This window comes from Bacteroides sp. M10 (assembly GCF_014334015.1).
GTDB classification, from domain to species: Bacteria; Bacteroidota; Bacteroidia; order Bacteroidales; family Bacteroidaceae; genus Bacteroides; species Bacteroides intestinigallinarum.
In genome coordinates this window covers 5,106,742-5,124,103 of the sequence record NZ_CP060488.1, presented here as the reverse complement: position 1 = coordinate 5,124,103, position 17,362 = coordinate 5,106,742, and the positions used below count along the sequence as shown (strand labels likewise).

Annotated in this window: 18 protein-coding genes; 12 read left to right on the top strand and 6 right to left on the bottom strand. The window is 39.1% G+C overall.

What is annotated here, in order from left to right:
• Positions 1 to 111 precede the first annotated feature (111 nt).
• The 4 genes from H8796_RS18750 to H8796_RS18735 all read left to right on the top strand — a co-directional run bounded on the left by H8796_RS18750 (position 112) and on the right by H8796_RS18735 (position 3,127).
• Positions 112 to 828: a histidine kinase gene (locus tag H8796_RS18750; protein WP_233530366.1), complete on the top strand. Its 717-nt coding sequence runs from the start codon at positions 112 to 114 to the stop codon at positions 826 to 828.
• Entirely contained in the window at positions 825 to 1,886 is a 1,062-nt protein-coding gene (locus H8796_RS18745) for a sensor histidine kinase (protein WP_187343855.1), read from the top strand. Before H8796_RS18750 ends, H8796_RS18745 begins: the two co-directional genes overlap by 4 nt.
• A complete protein-coding gene (locus tag H8796_RS18740) occupies positions 1,883 to 2,605 on the top strand; it encodes a LytTR family DNA-binding domain-containing protein (RefSeq protein WP_117937968.1) in 723 nt (240 codons plus the stop codon). The genes H8796_RS18745 and H8796_RS18740 overlap by 4 nt, the downstream gene beginning before the upstream one ends.
• 276 nt (positions 2,606 to 2,881) lie before the next feature.
• Complete coding sequence (locus tag H8796_RS18735) at positions 2,882 to 3,127, top strand: RNA-binding protein (RefSeq protein WP_004295865.1); 246 nt, start codon at positions 2,882 to 2,884, stop codon at positions 3,125 to 3,127.
• Between the two features lie 62 nt (positions 3,128 to 3,189).
• Here the strand turns inward: H8796_RS18735 and H8796_RS18730 are convergent, their stop codons facing one another.
• Positions 3,190 to 3,363, bottom strand: coding sequence for a hypothetical protein (locus tag H8796_RS18730; protein WP_004316403.1), 174 nt, complete (start codon positions 3,361 to 3,363; stop codon positions 3,190 to 3,192).
• A gap of 136 nt (positions 3,364 to 3,499) precedes the next feature.
• Between H8796_RS18730 and H8796_RS18725 the strand changes: the two genes are divergently transcribed.
• Complete coding sequence (locus H8796_RS18725; protein ID WP_117937970.1) at positions 3,500 to 4,237, top strand: DUF4396 domain-containing protein; 738 nt, start codon at positions 3,500 to 3,502, stop codon at positions 4,235 to 4,237.
• A gap of 110 nt (positions 4,238 to 4,347) precedes the next feature.
• Here the strand turns inward: H8796_RS18725 and sucD are convergent, their stop codons facing one another.
• The 4 genes from sucD to thiD form a co-directional block, all read right to left on the bottom strand.
• On the bottom strand, positions 4,348 to 5,208 hold the full coding sequence (gene sucD / locus H8796_RS18720) for a succinate--CoA ligase subunit alpha (protein WP_004303312.1): 861 nt from the start codon (positions 5,206 to 5,208) through the stop codon (positions 4,348 to 4,350).
• A gap of 33 nt (positions 5,209 to 5,241) precedes the next feature.
• Positions 5,242 to 6,372, bottom strand: coding sequence for an ADP-forming succinate--CoA ligase subunit beta (sucC, locus tag H8796_RS18715; protein ID WP_117937972.1), 1,131 nt, complete (start codon positions 6,370 to 6,372; stop codon positions 5,242 to 5,244).
• A gap of 199 nt (positions 6,373 to 6,571) precedes the next feature.
• Positions 6,572 to 7,459, bottom strand: coding sequence for an ACP S-malonyltransferase (gene fabD, locus H8796_RS18710; RefSeq protein ID WP_004295871.1), 888 nt, complete (start codon positions 7,457 to 7,459; stop codon positions 6,572 to 6,574).
• 50 nt (positions 7,460 to 7,509) lie between these two features.
• Positions 7,510 to 8,346 (bottom strand): bifunctional hydroxymethylpyrimidine kinase/phosphomethylpyrimidine kinase, encoded by an 837-nt coding sequence (gene thiD, locus H8796_RS18705; RefSeq protein ID WP_117937974.1) that lies wholly within the window; start codon positions 8,344 to 8,346, stop codon positions 7,510 to 7,512.
• A gap of 340 nt (positions 8,347 to 8,686) precedes the next feature.
• On the opposite strand from thiD, the gene H8796_RS18700 reads away from it, so the two are divergent.
• The 7 genes from H8796_RS18700 (at position 8,687) to H8796_RS18670 (ending at position 16,414) form a co-directional block, all read left to right on the top strand.
• A complete protein-coding gene (locus tag H8796_RS18700) occupies positions 8,687 to 9,418 on the top strand; it encodes an NUDIX domain-containing protein (RefSeq protein WP_117513002.1) in 732 nt (243 codons plus the stop codon).
• Between the two features lie 112 nt (positions 9,419 to 9,530).
• Positions 9,531 to 11,054 carry a xylulokinase gene (locus H8796_RS18695; protein ID WP_117937976.1) on the top strand — a complete coding sequence of 508 codons (1,524 nt, stop codon included), beginning with the start codon at positions 9,531 to 9,533 and terminating at the stop codon, positions 11,052 to 11,054.
• Positions 11,055 to 11,094: 40 nt separating this feature from the next.
• On the top strand, positions 11,095 to 12,411 hold the full coding sequence (gene xylA, locus H8796_RS18690) for a xylose isomerase (protein ID WP_117512938.1): 1,317 nt from the start codon (positions 11,095 to 11,097) through the stop codon (positions 12,409 to 12,411).
• 136 nt (positions 12,412 to 12,547) lie between these two features.
• Positions 12,548 to 14,002 (top strand): D-xylose transporter XylE, encoded by a 1,455-nt coding sequence (xylE, locus tag H8796_RS18685; RefSeq protein WP_117937978.1) that lies wholly within the window; start codon positions 12,548 to 12,550, stop codon positions 14,000 to 14,002.
• Positions 14,003 to 14,244: 242 nt separating this feature from the next.
• The gene (locus H8796_RS18680) at positions 14,245 to 15,114 is read left to right on the top strand and encodes an agmatine deiminase family protein (protein WP_117937980.1); all 870 of its coding nucleotides are present in this window, start codon (positions 14,245 to 14,247) and stop codon (positions 15,112 to 15,114) included.
• 7 nt (positions 15,115 to 15,121) lie between these two features.
• Positions 15,122 to 15,592, top strand: a complete 471-nt coding sequence (locus H8796_RS18675) for a hypothetical protein (protein ID WP_117937982.1) — start codon at positions 15,122 to 15,124, stop codon at positions 15,590 to 15,592.
• Positions 15,593 to 15,676: 84 nt separating this feature from the next.
• Entirely contained in the window at positions 15,677 to 16,414 is a 738-nt protein-coding gene (locus H8796_RS18670) for a hypothetical protein (RefSeq protein WP_117937992.1), read from the top strand.
• Positions 16,415 to 16,460: 46 nt separating this feature from the next.
• Here the strand turns inward: H8796_RS18670 and H8796_RS18665 are convergent, their stop codons facing one another.
• Positions 16,461 to 17,291: a GyrI-like domain-containing protein gene (locus H8796_RS18665; protein ID WP_233530431.1), complete on the bottom strand. Its 831-nt coding sequence runs from the start codon at positions 17,289 to 17,291 to the stop codon at positions 16,461 to 16,463.
• Between the last annotated feature and the right edge of the window lie 71 nt (positions 17,292 to 17,362).

Sequence of the window (17,362 nt, the reverse complement as noted above, 5' to 3'; positions counted from 1 at the left end):
CGTAGATATAAAAAGTATATCATATATTTGAGTTGCCTTGTTGGATTTATGCTGACCGCCATGGTTGGTGCTATTTGTTTTCTAGGGCAATATTATGTTATACCCGAACAGATGCAAAGACTAAACAGTGATCTCCCTTTCTTTCTGTTGATAAATGCATTGGCACTGATACTCTATTTCCTGGCTTTTTCTTTTACTATTTTTCTGCATCGTTGGGTGGCCTATCAACAACGATTAAATGAATTGGAGAATATTAACATACAGACTGATCTAAATCATTTGAAGGATCAACTCCAACCGGAGTTTTTTTCGAGAATATTGAATAAGGTACGAACCTTGCTGGGAGAAGATGGAGAAAAGGCGTCATTGCTTATCTTTAAATTAAGTCGGTTGCTTAGATACCAACTTTATGAAAGTGAACGGCAACAGGTATTGTTGGGAGATGATATCGATTTTATGACTGATTATATGAAGTTGGAGAAACTATGTAATCCGGAGTTTAATTTTGAAGTCAACATCCTGAATGAAGTGCGTTATATACAAGTTCCTCCTTTATTGTTTATGCCTGTGATAGAATATGTGATTCGGACAACTGTATGTGGAGAGAATGGAAAGGGAGAAAATATAAGGATCGATTTTCAAATGGAAGAGAATCAGCTTCGATTCATTTGTACATACTGTCTGCGAAAAAAGGAAAGTCTGCAAGTGGCACCTGCTTTTGACAAGTTACGGCAACGATTGGACTTGTTATATCCGGGAGGTTATCAATTAAAAAGTGGCTATAATGATGAGGCACTGTGTACCATTGGTTTAATGTTGGAATTATGAAAGATACCTGGAATGTATACGATTGGGGGAAGAATCTGGTAAATGACCGTTTCAGGCTTATCAGTAATTTACTATTGCTATTTATTATACTCTTTTTGGGCTTTCAGAATGTATATGGAGATTTTACTAGAGAAGGTTTCCTATATGCATATCCGGTTAGTATATTGGTTTTTGCGTTTCCTATCTATCTGAATATATATTGGTTAGTGCCCCGTTTCCTGTATAAGGCCAAGCGCAAGTTATGGTTTTATTGGATTTCGTTTCTCGGAGTCAATTTAGTGAGTGTATTATTAGGATTTATATTTCTGTCTCCATTATATCAACGATACGGTATTCGTGGGTTTTGTATACAGGATAACCATGCTGTTTCTTTTGATAGTATTGCTTATGGAGTATTAGTACTGCTATTAAGTGCAGGTGGCTGTACGAGCTTTGAACTATTCCGCCGTTGGGTTGTCTCCGATAAAAAGATTCTTGAATTGGAGAAGGCGACTAAGCAGGCAGAATTGCAACAATTAAAGAAACAGATCAATCCGCATTTTCTTTTTAATATGCTGAATAATGCCAATATTTTGGTAAAGGATGCTCCGGATGAGGCTTCACAGATATTGGAGAAACTGGACAATCTACTTCGCTACCAGTTGAATGACAGTACAAGAAGAGAAGTATTTCTTACTGCAGATATACAGTTTCTCACCAGCTTTCTTGAATTGGAGAAGGTGAGAAGGGATCATTTTGAATATACAATCTTTCAAGAGGGAAATATGGAGAATATCTGTATTCCTCCGTTATTGTTTATTCCTTTTGTAGAGAATGCGGTGAAACATAATTTGGATAGCGACAATTTATCTTATGTTCACCTGTATTTTTCTGTGCATAATAAACAGTTGACGTTTCGTTGCGAGAATTCTAAGCCCCGTGTGCCTGTTAAGCGGGAAGGGGGAATAGGGTTGGCCAATGTGAAACGCAGACTGGATTTACTTTATGAATCACGGTATACGCTACAGATAGAAGATAAAGAAACAACTTATAATGTCAACTTACATCTAAACTTATGAATTGTATTATTGTTGATGACGAGCCGGTAGCTCGCAAAGGTATGAAGGCATTGGTGGAGCAGATTCCACAACTGACATTGGTGGGTAGCTTTAATAATGCTATCGCAGCGTCCGCTTATATAAATGAATATACAGTTGATCTGATTTTCCTTGATATTCAGATGCCGGGAATTACCGGAATAGAATTTGCGCAAAGCATTCCCATGAATACGTTGATTGTCTTTACAACGGCGTATGCGGAATATGCACTCGATAGTTATGAAGTAAGTGCCATTGATTATCTGGTGAAGCCCATTGAAATGAACCGTTTTCTGAAAGCAGTCAATAAGACAATAGCATATCATAAACTGTTATTGTCGGAAACAGCCGAAAGAGTGGAGGAGATACAGGAAGAATATATCTTCATCAAATCGGAACGACGCTATATCAAGATAAACTTCAGTGATATTCTTTTTATTGAAGGACTAAAGGATTATTCCATTCTCCAATTGGAAGATCAGCGGGTGATTACTAAGATGAATCTGAAAAATATTCATGAGCAACTGCCCGCTAAACAGTTTCTCCGGATAAACAAGTCCTATATTGTCAATACCTCACGGATTGACTCTTTTGATACCAATGATATTTTTATTAAGTCTTATGAGATAGGAATAGGAGGTGGAAACTATAAGAAAACGTTTTTTGAGGAATTTGTAGCGAAGAATTTGCAGAAAGACTAATCCGGTAGTTTACATGGAATGGCTTGGTATAAAAAGAATAAGAACGTTAAGTATTGGCCTATTTTCATAAAAAAGATGTTTTGCAGAAAGAAAAAGGAGAGAATATAGTGCAATATCCCCAAATAATGCCTTTCTTTGCATCAACAACAATAAAGAGGTTTATTACGATTTGATTTTTTTACATGAATCTTCTCATTTATTTGAGCATATCCATCTCTAATTAAGATCTTCCTAAAACTTTCTTATTGAATTATTAATTTTTTATATTTGTATTTTATGAATTTGTACATTGGAAATCTTAGCTATAATGTTAAGGAATCAGATTTGAGACATGTAATGGAAGAGTATGGAACAGTTGCTTCAGTAAAGTTAATCACAGATCGTGAAACTAGAAGATCAAAAGGTTTTGCGTTTATCGAAATGCCGGATGATGCAGAAGCTGCTAAAGCTATCGAACAATTGAACGGTGCAGAATATGTAGGTCGTTCAATGGTAGTAAAAGAAGCATTGCCAAAGAATTAATACTGAATACATATACAGTAATAGAGAAAGGCGCACTAGGTAACTAGCGCGCCTTTCTTCTGTTAATCCTCATTGTTATCTTCTTCATCATCCACCATATTATTGAGTTCCAATTCCAGGTCTACCAGCTCTTGTTCCCATAATTTCAGGATATTCTTCGGTGTATCTTTTGCAGCTTTCTTTATTCTTTCTTGAGCAACAGATACTTCATGCTCTAATTGTCTACGTCTGCTCATATTTCTATTGTTTTGATTATAAAATGATAACAACTTGTGTGGGGAATAGTTCGACGGGATAAAATTAAAAGTAATGGGGTGAACTATTCACAAATAAAGGATGTTTTGTAATCTGAATCTTTAAAAACATACAGTCATGCTCAATTTAATAGCCGTTTTCTTAGTATGTTCAGGTATCGGAATTGCAGTACATATTGCCATAGACCTGACACATCGTCCGCAATCAATGAAGATAATGAATGCAGTCTGGATATTATCTGCATTATGGGGAAGTTATTTAGCTTTATGGGCGTATAATAAGTTTGGACGGAGTGTTCCGATGAAAGTGGAGGATGATGGGATGAAAATGGATATGTCCGGTATGAAAGATAATATGGCGATGGATATGGCCATGCCGGGAGAAATGTCGATGAAAGGAATGCAACGTCCTTATTGGCAATCGGTAGCTTTGTCGGCGCTTCATTGTGGTGCAGGATGTACATTGGCAGATATCATAGGAGAGTGGTTTACAAACTACGTTCCTGTAACTGTGGCAGGAAGTCAGCTCTTTGGTAATTGGGTACTTGACTTTATTCTGGCTTTGATGATTGGTGTTTATTTCCAATTCTATGCTATTCGGGAGATGGAAAAAAAATCGGTAGGTAATGCCTTGGCTCGTGCTTTCAAAGCGGATTTCTTTTCTCTTTTGTCCTGGCAGGTAGGAATGTATGGCTGGATGGCGATTGTCTATTTTGTATTGTTCATTAATGAACCGTTACCCAAAGACACATGGATATTCTGGTTTATGATGCAGTTGGCTATGCTTTTCGGCTTCTTCTGTGCATATCCTATGAATGCTCTTCTTATAAAATTAGGTATAAAGAAAGGTATGTAAAATAAATGCAGATTTACTCTAAACGATAAGTATGTAATTACTTATTTGAGGGAGTGAATCTGCATCTATTATGATATGACTACTTTTGTATTGTCTTTCTCTTTTAGAGTTTATCTTTTCAATAGTTTCGGTATATCCGAAGGTTCTTGTGCTACCCGGATACCGGCAGCTTCTAAAGATTCAATCTTCTCTTTTGCCGAACCGGAACTTCCCGAAATGATAGCTCCTGCATGTCCCATCTGCTTCCCCGGAGGAGCTGATTGTCCTGCAATAAATGCCACTACAGGTTTGGTTACATTATTGCGGATATATTCAGCCGCTTGTTCTTCTGCGTTTCCTCCAATCTCTCCAATCAGGACGATCGCTTCTGTTTCCGGATCATTTTGAAACATCTCCAGCAGTTGACGGAAATGAAGACCTACAACAGGGTCACCCCCGATGCCGATAGCAGTGGATTGTCCCATGCCATTCGCCGTTAAGTGATACACAATTTCGTAAGTAAGTGTTCCGCTACGGCTGATAACTCCGACATTTCCTTCTAAAAAGACCTGTCCCGGTAAAATACCCACCATGCTTTTTCCCGGAGAGATCAGTCCCGGACAGTTGGGGCCGATCAGCATAGCACCTTTTTGTTCGACAAACTGGTGCGCCTTAATTACATCCAGCGTGGGGATTCCTTCCGCAATGCAGACGATTAACCGGATGCCCGCATCTGCTGCCTCCATAATGGCATCTGCGGCAAAACGTGCCGGAACAAAAATGATAGAAGTATTGGCTTTCGTTTGTTCAACCGCGTCATACATAGTGTTGAATACGGGGATGCCGTCTACATCTGTTCCTCCTTTGCCCGGAGAAGTTCCCCCAACAACATGGGTTCCGTATTCTTTCATCTTCTTGGCATGGAAAAGTCCGTCTCTCCCAGTAATTCCCTGTACAATCAGGCGGGTGGATTTATCTATTAATATGCTCATAATTGCTTTATTTATTAATGATTTGGGTACTTATTATGCTTTCAGAGCCATAAGAGCAGCTTCTTTCATCGTTGTGGCTATTTGGAAACGGCTGTAATTCCGTAACAGTTCCCGTCCGATATGCTCATTAGTGCCTGTAAGCCGTACGATAACAGGTACATTACTGTTTATCTGCTCGAATGCCTGAAGAAGCCCCATTGCTACATCATCACAGCGGGTGATTCCTCCAAAAATATTAATCAGGACCACTTTCACTTTTTCATCCTGCAATAAAAGTTTCATAGCTTCAACTACTTTGACAGGATTGGAACTACCACCAATGTCGAGAAAATTGGCTGGCTGACCTCCATAAAGTTTAATCATGTCCATAGTAGCCATAGCGAGTCCGGCACCATTTACCATACAACCGATGTTACCATCCATGTGGACATAACTGAATCCTTTATCTTTAGCGTCTGCTTCTATTCTTTCTTCCTCCGTCGGATCAAATAAAGCATGTACCTCCGGATGGCGATAGAGCGCATTGTCATCAAAAACAATCTTTGCGTCAATAGCCATCAACGTACCTTTCTTGGTTAGTGCCAGCGGATTTACTTCCACTAATGATGCATCATTTTCCATGAAGATCTTATAAAGTTCCTGAAGGATGGCCGCCATTTTACCCGCCTGCTCCATTTGAGGAAAGAGGGAGAAAGCAAAACGCCTTGCCAGATAGTCGGGAAGACCAATAAATGGATTGATTGAATATCGGATGATTTTCTCCGGTGTTTGACGGGCTACCTCTTCGATATCCATACCGCCGGATGCACTCATCATCAGAACGACAGAACGTGTATTTCGGTCGATGGTGTAACTGACATAATATTCGGCAGCAATATCTACCGCCTCACTAACCAGTACTTGATTGACCGGAAGTCCTTTAATACTCATTCCGAGAATATTTTTAGCTTCCTGATAAGCATCTTCCGTATTGTTTACCAGTTTCACTCCTCCGGCTTTTCCCCGGCCTCCGGTTAATACCTGTGCTTTTATAACCACCCTGTCTGTTCCCATCCTCCGGTAAGCGGCTATGACACCTGCGGCTGTACGGCATAAAGTGTGCCTCTCGACAGGTATTCCGTACTTGGAGAAAATCTCTTTCGCTTGATATTCATGTATTTTCATGGCTCATAAATTTGAGTAAATGATTCCTGTAATAAAAACAATAGCAAGATACGGAAAGTTTGCCGGAAAAGAAAAGTAACGGGGTGTTATACAACATGTTAATCCGTATGCTATGAATAGGCTTAATATAAAAAAGCGTGTTGGCAATAGTTACCAACACGCTTCATATATTTAAAGATAAAGTCTTTCTTACGGATGCTTATGCAATACCGTGAGCGTTGACAGTACCGTCAATTTTCTTAATAAGTCCTTGAAGTACTGCACCCGGGCCACATTCTGTAAAATCAGTAGCACCGTCGGCAACCATATTCTTAACAGACTGCGTCCAGCGTACGGAAGCAGTCAGCTGAGCAACCAGGTTCTTTTTGATTTCTGCAGGATCAGTGTGAGGAAGTGCGTCTACATTCTGATATACCGGACATTTAGGAGTATGAATTTCCGTAGCCTTGATAGCAGCTTCCAACTCAACTTTAGCAGGGTCCATCAATGGAGAATGGAAAGCACCACCTACTTTCAGCGGAAGGGCACGTTTAGCTCCGGCAGCTTTCATCAGTTCGCAAGCTTTTTCGATCCCTGGTACAGAACCGGAGATAACGATTTGTCCCGGGCAGTTGTAGTTAGCCGGTACGCAAACTTCACCTTCTGCATTTACTGCTGCGCAGATTTCTTCTACTTTCTCATCAGGCAATGCTATAATGGCAGCCATAGTAGAAGGAGTAGCTTCACAAGCTTTCTGCATAGCCATTGCACGTGCATAAACAAGTTTCAAACCATCTTCAAAACTCAATGCACCGGCAGCTACCAATGCAGAGAATTCGCCGAGTGAGTGGCCGGCAGTCATTTCCGGTTTGAAGTCATCACCCATGCAAAGAGCAGAGATAACAGAGTGAAGGAATACGGCAGGCTGAGTAACCTTTGTCTGACGGAGATCTTCGTCTGTACCATCGAACATGATATCTGTAATGCGATATCCGAGGATATCATTTGCTTTTTCAAACAATTCTTTTGCTAAAGCTGAGTTTTCATACAGGTCTTTACCCATTCCTACAAATTGAGCGCCTTGACCGGGAAATACAAATGCTTTCATATTTTTATTATTTAATTGATTTTTAATTGCGGGTGCAAAGTTACGTATTTTTATGATACAACCGCACAAAATGTACACATTTGTGCAACGGAGTCCGGAAAATGCCATAAAGGGCCGTTGCCGTGTCCGACATTCAATTCTTTTCCTGCGATAATAGCTTGAGTGATATACGTTTTAGCGTGCTGGATGGATTCTCGCATGGGGTATCCTTTGGCCAGATAAGTAGCAATGGCAGAGGAGAGGGTGCACCCGGTTCCATGCAGGTTATGGCTTTCTATCTTTTTCTCCTCATATATATGGTAGATAGACTCGGACGTGTGCAAAAGGTCGCACATATTGTCTCCCTCCAGATGTCCGCCTTTTAACAAGATGCTAGTGTGATAATCGTCCGTCAGCATTTTGGCGGCTGCCTGCATGTCCTGAATATTGTGAATACTTTTGCCTGTAAGCACCTTCGCTTCGTCGATGTTGGGAGTGATTAATGTCACAAGCGGCAAAAGTTCTTTTTTTATTTCTCCTATTGCTTCATCTGTCATGAGTTTCTTTCCACTGGTAGACACCATTACCGGATCGTAAACGACGTATGCAGGTGAATATTTTTGTAAACAGTCGGAAATCACACGAACAATCTGAATATCATTTACCATTCCTATTTTGATGGCAACCGGTTGCAGATCGTCCATCACTGCTTCTATTTGTCCACGAACAATGTCAGGGGCGATAGATTGTACAGCACGTACTCCCAGTGTGTTTTGTATGGTGATGGCAGTAATAGCCGATGCCGCATAGCCACCTAAAGCGGAGATTGTTTTTATGTCTGCCTGAATACCTGCGCCTCCCGAACAATCGGAGCCGGCAATGGATAAAATGACTGGATGACGTTCCATTTTAGTTTTTTTAATATTTACCCGACAAAGATAGAATAAAAACGATAAGGTACAAAATGGCATATCGTTTAAAATACAATAAGTACCTTTACCGGTATCTGCTGGAAATGATATGAAAAGTACTGATAATAAAGCGTCCATCTAGTTTTTGTACTTTATACAATTACTCACTCGTGGAAATACTAAAATACATATTGTAATTCGTAAGATAACACTAACTATTCATATTGTAGAATGTATGATATGTATTTATATGAAAAACAATGTTTTATAGCATAGTTCTTATTTTTGTTTTGATGAGTTTTAGCCTCTATATTTGCACCGTCTTAAAGAAATGGATATGCAAAATTTACAGAAAAATACACCTTTAGCAAACAATCATATATCAGTGGACTGTGTAGTGATTGGTTTTGACGGAGAACAACTGAAAGTGTTGCTTGTAAAACGTGCAGGTGAAGATAATGGAGAAGTATATCACGATATGAAACTTCCCGGAAGTCTTATATATATGGATGAAGACCTGGATGAAGCAGCACAACGAGTTTTGTATGAACTGACAGGACTTAAAAATGTGAATCTGATGCAGTTTAAAGCATTCGGTTCTAAAAACAGAACAAGTAATCCGAAAGATGTACGTTGGCTGGAAAGAGCCATGCAGTCAAGAGTGGAACGTATTGTTACCATTGCATATCTGTCAATGGTGAAGATAGACCGTACGTTGGATAAGAATCTGGACGATCATCAGGCTTGCTGGATTGCTTTGAAAGATGTGAAAACATTGGCTTTCGACCATAATCTGATTATTAAGGAAGCAATGACTTATATTCGTCAGTTTGTAGAATTCAATCCATCCATGCTGTTCGAACTGCTTCCGCGCAAATTTACAGCTGCACAATTAAGAACCCTTTTTGAATTAGTATACGACAAAGCTGTGGATGTACGCAACTTCCATAAGAAAATAGCCATGATGGAATATGTAGTTCCTCTGGAAGAAAAACAACAAGGAGTGGCTCACCGTGCTGCCCGTTATTATAAATTTGATAAGAAGATATATAATAAGGTGAGAAGGTAGACTTTATTCAAGCATTAAGTATCAAGTATTAGGCGTTGAATGTTATAGTATTAATTGTCGGGCATTGAGCGTTAAATCGTAAATAGTAAATCGTTTAATCGTAAATAAAATTATGTTTCTATTAGGTTATGACATAGGTAGCTCGTCTGTAAAAGCGAGTTTGGTAAATGCTGAAACAGGCAAATGTGTATCATCGGCATTTTTTCCGAAAACAGAAGCGAATATTATTGCAGTGAATCCCGGATGGGCGGAACAAGATCCGGAAAGTTGGTGGGAAAACTTAAAGTTGGCTACACAGGCTATTATGACCGAATCCGGAGTGAGTGCTGCTGAAATAAAGGCTATCGGTATCTCTTATCAGATGCACGGATTGGTATGTGTCGATAAGAATCAGCGTGTATTGCGTCCTGCTATTATCTGGTGTGACTCCCGTGCTGTGCCATACGGCCAGAAAGCATTTGAAATAATCGGAGAGGAGAGATGTCTTTCTCATTTGTTGAACTCGCCGGGAAACTTTACAGCTTCCAAGTTGGCATGGATTAAAGAAAACGAACCTGCCATCTATGAACAGATTTACAAGATAATGCTGCCGGGTGATTATATTGCCATGAAGTTGAGTGGAGAGATTTGCACAACCGTTTCCGGACTTTCGGAAGGTATGTTCTGGGATTTCAAGAACAACCGGGTGGCTGACTTCCTAATGGATTATTACGGATTCGACTCTTCTTTGATCGCAGATATAAAACCGACTTTCGCAGAACAAGGACGCGTCAGTGCAATGACTGCCAAAGAACTTGGATTGAAAGAAGGAACACCTATTACTTATCGTGCAGGTGACCAGCCTAACAATGCTCTCTCTCTGAACGTGTTCAATCCGGGCGAGATTGCTTCTACGGCGGGAACATCAGGAGTAGTTTATGGTGTGAACGGTGAAGTGAACTATGATCCGCAGTCACGTGTCAATACCTTTGCCCATGTCAATCATACAATAGACCAGACACGTCTGGGAGTATTGCTTTGCATCAACGGAACAGGTATTCTTAATTCATGGGTAAAACGCAACATTGCTCCCGAAGGAATATCTTATAATGAAATGAATGTGTTGGCTTCCAAAGCTCCTATCGGTAGTGCGGGAATCAGTATTCTACCCTTTGGTAACGGTGCCGAGCGCATGTTGAATAATAAAGAAATTGGTTGCAGCATCCGTGGATTGGACTTCAATGCACATGGTAAACACCACATTATCCGTGCCGCTCAAGAAGGTATCGTATTCTCTTTTAAATATGGCATTGATATCATGGAGCAGATGGGAATTCCCGTGAAGATGATTCATGCCGGACATGCTAATATGTTCTTGAGTTCTATCTTCCGCGATACGTTGGCGGGAGTTACAGGAGCCACTATCGAGCTTTATGATACAGACGGTTCAGTAGGAGCTGCGAAAGGTGCAGGTATTGGTGCAGGTATCTACAAAGATAACAATGAAGCATTTGCTACGCTTGACAAACTGGATGTGATCGAGCCTAATGTGGCGAAACGTCAGGAATATGCTGATGCCTATGCAAAATGGAAATACCGCCTTGAAAAGTCGATGACCGGTAACATACCGGCTCCGGTTCTTTCTTCAGATAAATAATTAACAATTTAAATAATAACCATTTAAAAATAAAAGAATTATGGCAACAAAAGAATTTTTCCCAGGAATTGAAAAGATTAAGTTCGAAGGTAAAGATAGTAAGAATCCGATGGCATTCCGTTACTACGATGCTGAAAAGGTAATCAACGGTAAGAAGATGAAAGATTGGTTGAGATTTGCTATGGCATGGTGGCATACTTTGTGTGCTGAAGGCGGTGACCAATTCGGTGGCGGAACAAAACAATTCCCTTGGAATAGTAGTGCTGACGCTATACAAGCAGCAAAAGATAAAATGGATGCAGGTTTCGAATTCATGCAGAAAATGGGTATCGAATACTACTGTTTCCACGATGTAGACTTGGTTTCTGAAGGTGCAAGTATCGAAGAATACGAAGCTAATCTGAAAGCAATCGTAGCTTATGCAAAACAGAAACAAGCTGAAACTGGTATCAAACTGTTGTGGGGTACTGCCAACGTATTTGGTCATGCACGTTATATGAACGGTGCTGCTACTAATCCTGATTTTGACGTAGTAGCTCGTGCTGCTGTTCAAATCAAGAATGCAATCGACGCCACTATTGAACTGGGTGGTCAAAACTATGTATTCTGGGGTGGCCGTGAAGGCTATATGTCTCTTTTGAACACAGATCAGAAACGTGAAAAAGAACACCTGGCAAAAATGCTGACTATGGCTCGTGATTATGCTCGTGCTCGTGGCTTCAAAGGTACTTTCTTGATCGAACCGAAACCGATGGAACCAACTAAACACCAGTATGATGTAGATACAGAAACTGTGATCGGCTTCCTGAAAGCTCATGGCTTGGATAAAGATTTCAAAGTGAATATTGAAGTAAACCACGCAACTTTGGCTGGCCATACTTTCGAACACGAATTGGCAGTAGCAGTAGATAACGGTATGTTGGGTTCTATCGACGCTAACCGTGGTGATTATCAGAATGGTTGGGATACAGACCAGTTCCCGATTGACAACTACGAACTGACACAAGCTATGATGCAAATTATCCGTAATGGTGGCTTGGGTAACGGTGGAACAAACTTCGACGCTAAAACTCGTCGTAACTCTACCGACCTGGAAGATATCTTCATTGCTCACATCGCAGGTATGGATGCTATGGCTCGTGCATTGGAAAGCGCAGCTGCTTTGTTGAACGAATCTCCATATAAGAAAATGTTGTCTGACCGTTACGCTTCATTCGATGGTGGTAAAGGTAAAGAATTTGAAGATGGCAAGTTGACTTTGGAAGACGTAGTTGCTTATGCTAAAGCAAACGGTGAACCGAAGCAAACTAGCGGTAAACAAGAACTTTATGAAGCAATTCTGAATATGTATTGCTAATAATTAATTCACCACAGAGTAGCACAGGGTCTCGCAGAGTTCATTTTCATTCAATATTGTATTTCTCTGTGAAACTCTGTGTCACTCTGTGGTGAGATTTCCAACTACTACAACACTACTTTATCTACTTATAACCATGATTAATACAACGAACGAGGGTAGTAAACTCTACCTATATTCGATCACCTCTGTCGCCATTTTGGGAGGACTGCTTTTCGGATACGATACAGCCGTTATTTCCGGTGCAGAGAAAGGCTTGGAAGCTTTTTTCCTTTCGGCCTCTGATTTTCAATACAATAAAGTAATGCATGGAATCACTTCTTCCAGTGCATTAATTGGCTGTGTACTGGGTGGTGCGATCTCCGGTATATTTGCTTCCCGTTTGGGACGTCGTAATTCCTTAAGGCTTGCTGCCGTACTCTTCTTCCTTTCAGCATTAGGTTCCTATTATCCGGAATTCTTATTCTTCGAATATGGAAAGCCGAACATGGATTTGCTGATTGCTTTTAATCTGTATCGTGTTTTGGGCGGTATCGGAGTAGGACTGGCTTCTGCAGTCTGTCCGATGTATATTGCTGAAATAGCCCCTTCTAATATTCGTGGAACGCTTGTATCGTGTAACCAGTTTGCTATCATCTTCGGTATGTTGGTAGTGTACTTTGTGAATTACCTGATTATGGGCGACCATCAGAATCCTGTTATTTTGAAAGATGCAGCCGGTGTGCTGTCTGTTAGTCCTGAATCTGATATGTGGACTGTTTATGAAGGATGGCGTTACATGTTCGGTTCGGAAGCTTTCCCAGCCGCTTTCTTTGGCCTGTTGTTGTTCTTTGTTCCGAAGACTCCTCGTTATCTTGTATTGATACAGCAGGATGAAAAGGCTTACTCAATTCTGGAAAAGATCAATGGTAAGATAAAAGCACAGGAAATCCTTAATGATATTAAAGCTACTGCTCATGAAAAGACAGAGAAGATCTTTACCTATGGAGTGGCAGTAATTGTAATCGGTATTTTGCTTTCTGTATTCCAGCAAGCTATCGGTATTAATGCCGTACTATATTATGCTCCTCGTATTTTTGAAAATGCAGGTGCAGAAGGAGGTGGTATGATGCAAACGGTTATTATGGGCGTTGTAAACATTGTCTTTACACTGGTTGCTATCTTCACTGTAGACCGCTTCGGACGTAAACCGTTGTTGATAATCGGTTCTATCGGTATGGCTGTTGGTGCATTTGCAGTAGCAATGTGTGACAGCATGGCAATAAAGGGTATCCTTCCGGTACTTTCAGTGATTGTGTATGCTGCATTCTTTATGATGTCCTGGGGACCGATTTGCTGGGTATTGATCTCGGAAATCTTCCCGAACACTATCCGTGGTAAAGCAGTGGCAATCGCTGTGGCTTTCCAATGGATATTCAACTATATTGTATCTTCTACTTTCCCGGCATTGTACGATTTCAGCCCGATGTTTGCGTATAGTTTATATGGCATTATCTGCGTAGCTGCTGCCATCTTCGTTTGGCGTTGGGTACCTGAAACGAAAGGTAAGACACTGGAAGATATGAGCAAACTTTGGAAAAAAGATAAATAAATTAGGTTAGTGTAATTTCATCATGTCATTATGACTTTGGCCTCCTGACATGATTCTATTGAGATTATGACATCATACCAATGGTATGGTGTCATAATTGTTTATATACATATCGTACAGTAAATCAATCTTTTATTTTGCATTAATTGTTTTATCGTTGGTGTTACAATTAATGTTTTTGCATTTTTGAGTAAATATGTTCTCCAATGATGCGCTTATCTTTGCATTATAAAAATTGAAGTATGATAACAGAGCAATATAAAGATACCGTTTATTTTTCGAACCTTTTTGTACGTCACTACCCTAAAGTTTATGAAGAATTATCTAATATTCTTTCTCGCCATCATATAGCACATGGGACTTTGATGCACACTAAAGATTATTGGTGCCGAGATTATATGCCAATACAGTGGGGAGCTAATACTTATATTCAATTCCGCTATGAACCTGATTATTTGACGGATAAACCACAGTATAAAACTAATATTGCTCCCGTACTTAAAGCCATGAGTAGTAAGATGGATATTATTCAATCGCCACTTATAGTTGATGGAGGGAATGTTGTTGTGTGTGAGGGAAATTCTAAGTGGATGGGATCATGTATAAGAGAGCGGAAACCAATTATTATCATGACAGAAAAGGTGTTCCAAGAAAATTCGCAGATCGATCAGGGAGAAGTACTGGCAATATTGAAGGCAAACTTTCATGGAGCAGATATTATATTTCTACCATGGGATAGATACGATATCTGTGGTCATACAGATGGGATTGTTCACAATATTGGCGATGGTAAGATTTTGGTCAACTTGAAAGTATATCCTCAAAAGATAGAACGGGAGATGAGATGTAGATTGAATGACGTTTTTGCAGTTGTGGATTTAAAACTTAGTAAGTATTATGAGAATAGTTGGGCATACATAAATATGCTTCAGACACGTGATATAATCATTGTCCCCGGACTTGGATTACCTACAGATGGAGAGGCTTTGGAACAGATAAAAGAATTATATCCTTCCTATGAGGGGCGAATTTACCAAATTAATATGGCTCCGATTGTAAAGAAATGGGGAGGTGCATTGAATTGTTTGTCTTGGACTGTGAGTAAATTATAGAAATTATATGATATCAGCATTACCGATTTCCAAACCTATACTTTATATTGATATGGATAATGTTCTGGTTGACTTTCAATCAGGTATTAACAAGTTGAGTGAATACGAAAAGAGAGAGTATGAAGGACGATATGATGAGGTACCTGATATTTTTGCAAGAATGAGTCCGTATGAAGGAGCAATTAATGCCTACCATCATTTAGCGCGTTTTTATGATGTGTATATTCTTTCCACGGCACCTTGGAATAATCCTTCTGCCTGGTCAGATAAACTAATATGGGTGAGAAAATGGTTAGGTACAGATGGTTATAAACGATTAATTCTTAGTCATCATAAAAATTTGAACAAAGGAGACTTTTTGATAGATGATCGCCTAAAAAATGGTGCTGAAAATTTTAGTGGTGAATTGATCTTATTTGGTTCGGAACAGTATCCGAATTGGGACTCCGTTGTTGACTATTTGATATCATCTAAGTGAGAAGTAAAAAAAATGATATATTCGGCACAACTCTTTACTAGAAAGATTATCTTTACCCAAAGAAATATTAATACTATAATAATTATGGATACTTTGAAAAAGGAAATTGCAGTTTTAATGCAATGTAGTGATTTTAAGGAAATAGAGAAACAACTTCAAGTAATTAATAAACTAATAGTCACAAACTATATGTTTGAACTAAATAGTGGGCTACGGATTTACCCAATTGAAGTAGAAGCTTATTTTAAAGATGCAAAATTTAATGATGAGTTTGTGCATGGAAATGAACTGCAAAAAAATAATTATGGAAGATTTTATGTTCATCGTACAGGTATAACAAAGAATTCAAAATTTAAAGGTGGAACAAGAGGAGGGCTTGATATTTGTTTATCTGATGACGTTAATGCATATTATGGCATCTTAATAAGAAGTGCTAAGTTTGATGATGGCACAATTAAATTTGGACCGAATAATATTTTAAAATTTATTGTTGAGGATAAGAATGTAGATTATGATACTTTGGAAAAAGAATCTGTTTTAAAAGAAGCTGTTAAAGATTGCCGTGATGGAGAAAGTAAATCAATCATCATGCATTCTACACGTGTTGGTCTAAGTGACAAGCAAAGTGACGATTTTAAAAACTTGCAATTACGAACGATCGTAGGACCGCTGCTTTCATCTTATGCATATAAAGAAAAGGAAAATGTATTCAGGAACTATATCGTTAATGATAACATCTCAAAAGAAGAAGCCGAGAAGATTTCTATTGACATCCTCGGATATTGTCCTAAGTCTTTGATAGAAAGTGTATATCAGGCATGATAGCTACTAATTTTGTATAAGGGTGAAATATCGCCCTTATACAAAATTATTTAACGATTGGAATCCAAACTTCAGTAAGAAGCTCTTTCACATCTGTGTCGGTGGGAGAGTTCAAGTAATGTTCCAGGATTGGAGTTTCTCCTAAGCTATAAAATTGCGGTAATTGTTTCAATATTGTCTCATAAAAGGCATCTAACAATGCATAATCTCCTTGATGGATATAAACTGCGTATGTACCTTGAGGTAAATCCATGTGTTTTATTGGACTAGTAAGAGGGGGATTGGGTTCTATTCCTTTTTGAATAGCTATACAAGCGTAAAAACGGCATTTTTCTAATGAGGTAATGTCCGTGTCATCATAAGCTATCCCCCAATAATCTTCTTTATCTGGCAATAAAGAGTTTTCTTTTGCATATTCATATAGGTAGTCCCAAGTGTATGTCTCAAAAGCAACTGTGCTACAAGTGTCATAATTGCCAATATAAGATAAAAATAAGACAGGTATTGTTTCTGATTCCACTATGCGGTAAGGAGAAATATATGAAGGATAAGTATGACTTGTTTCCAATAATTTCTTTTGTAGTTCTCGAGGAGTGAGATTGTATTTTTTTTGAAGTGTATTATTTAAAGCTGACTGGTTAGCAAATCCAATATATTCATATATTTCAGCTATACTTTTTTTATTATCTTTGAGTAATTGCTGGGCATATTCCATGCGTGTACGAATGATATATTGATGTAATGTTTCGCTAGTGTAAGCTTTAAACATCAGCTGAAGATTACGAACAGACATACATGCCATTTTAGCTAATTCAGGTATGGATATCAAACGATTGAACTCATCGGCAGTTTTACCTGTCCAATTCTTTTGTATCATGGAATTTAGATAATGAAGAATTGTCTCGATTTGTCCTTGATAGGAGAATTTGTTGGAATTCATATCTTTTC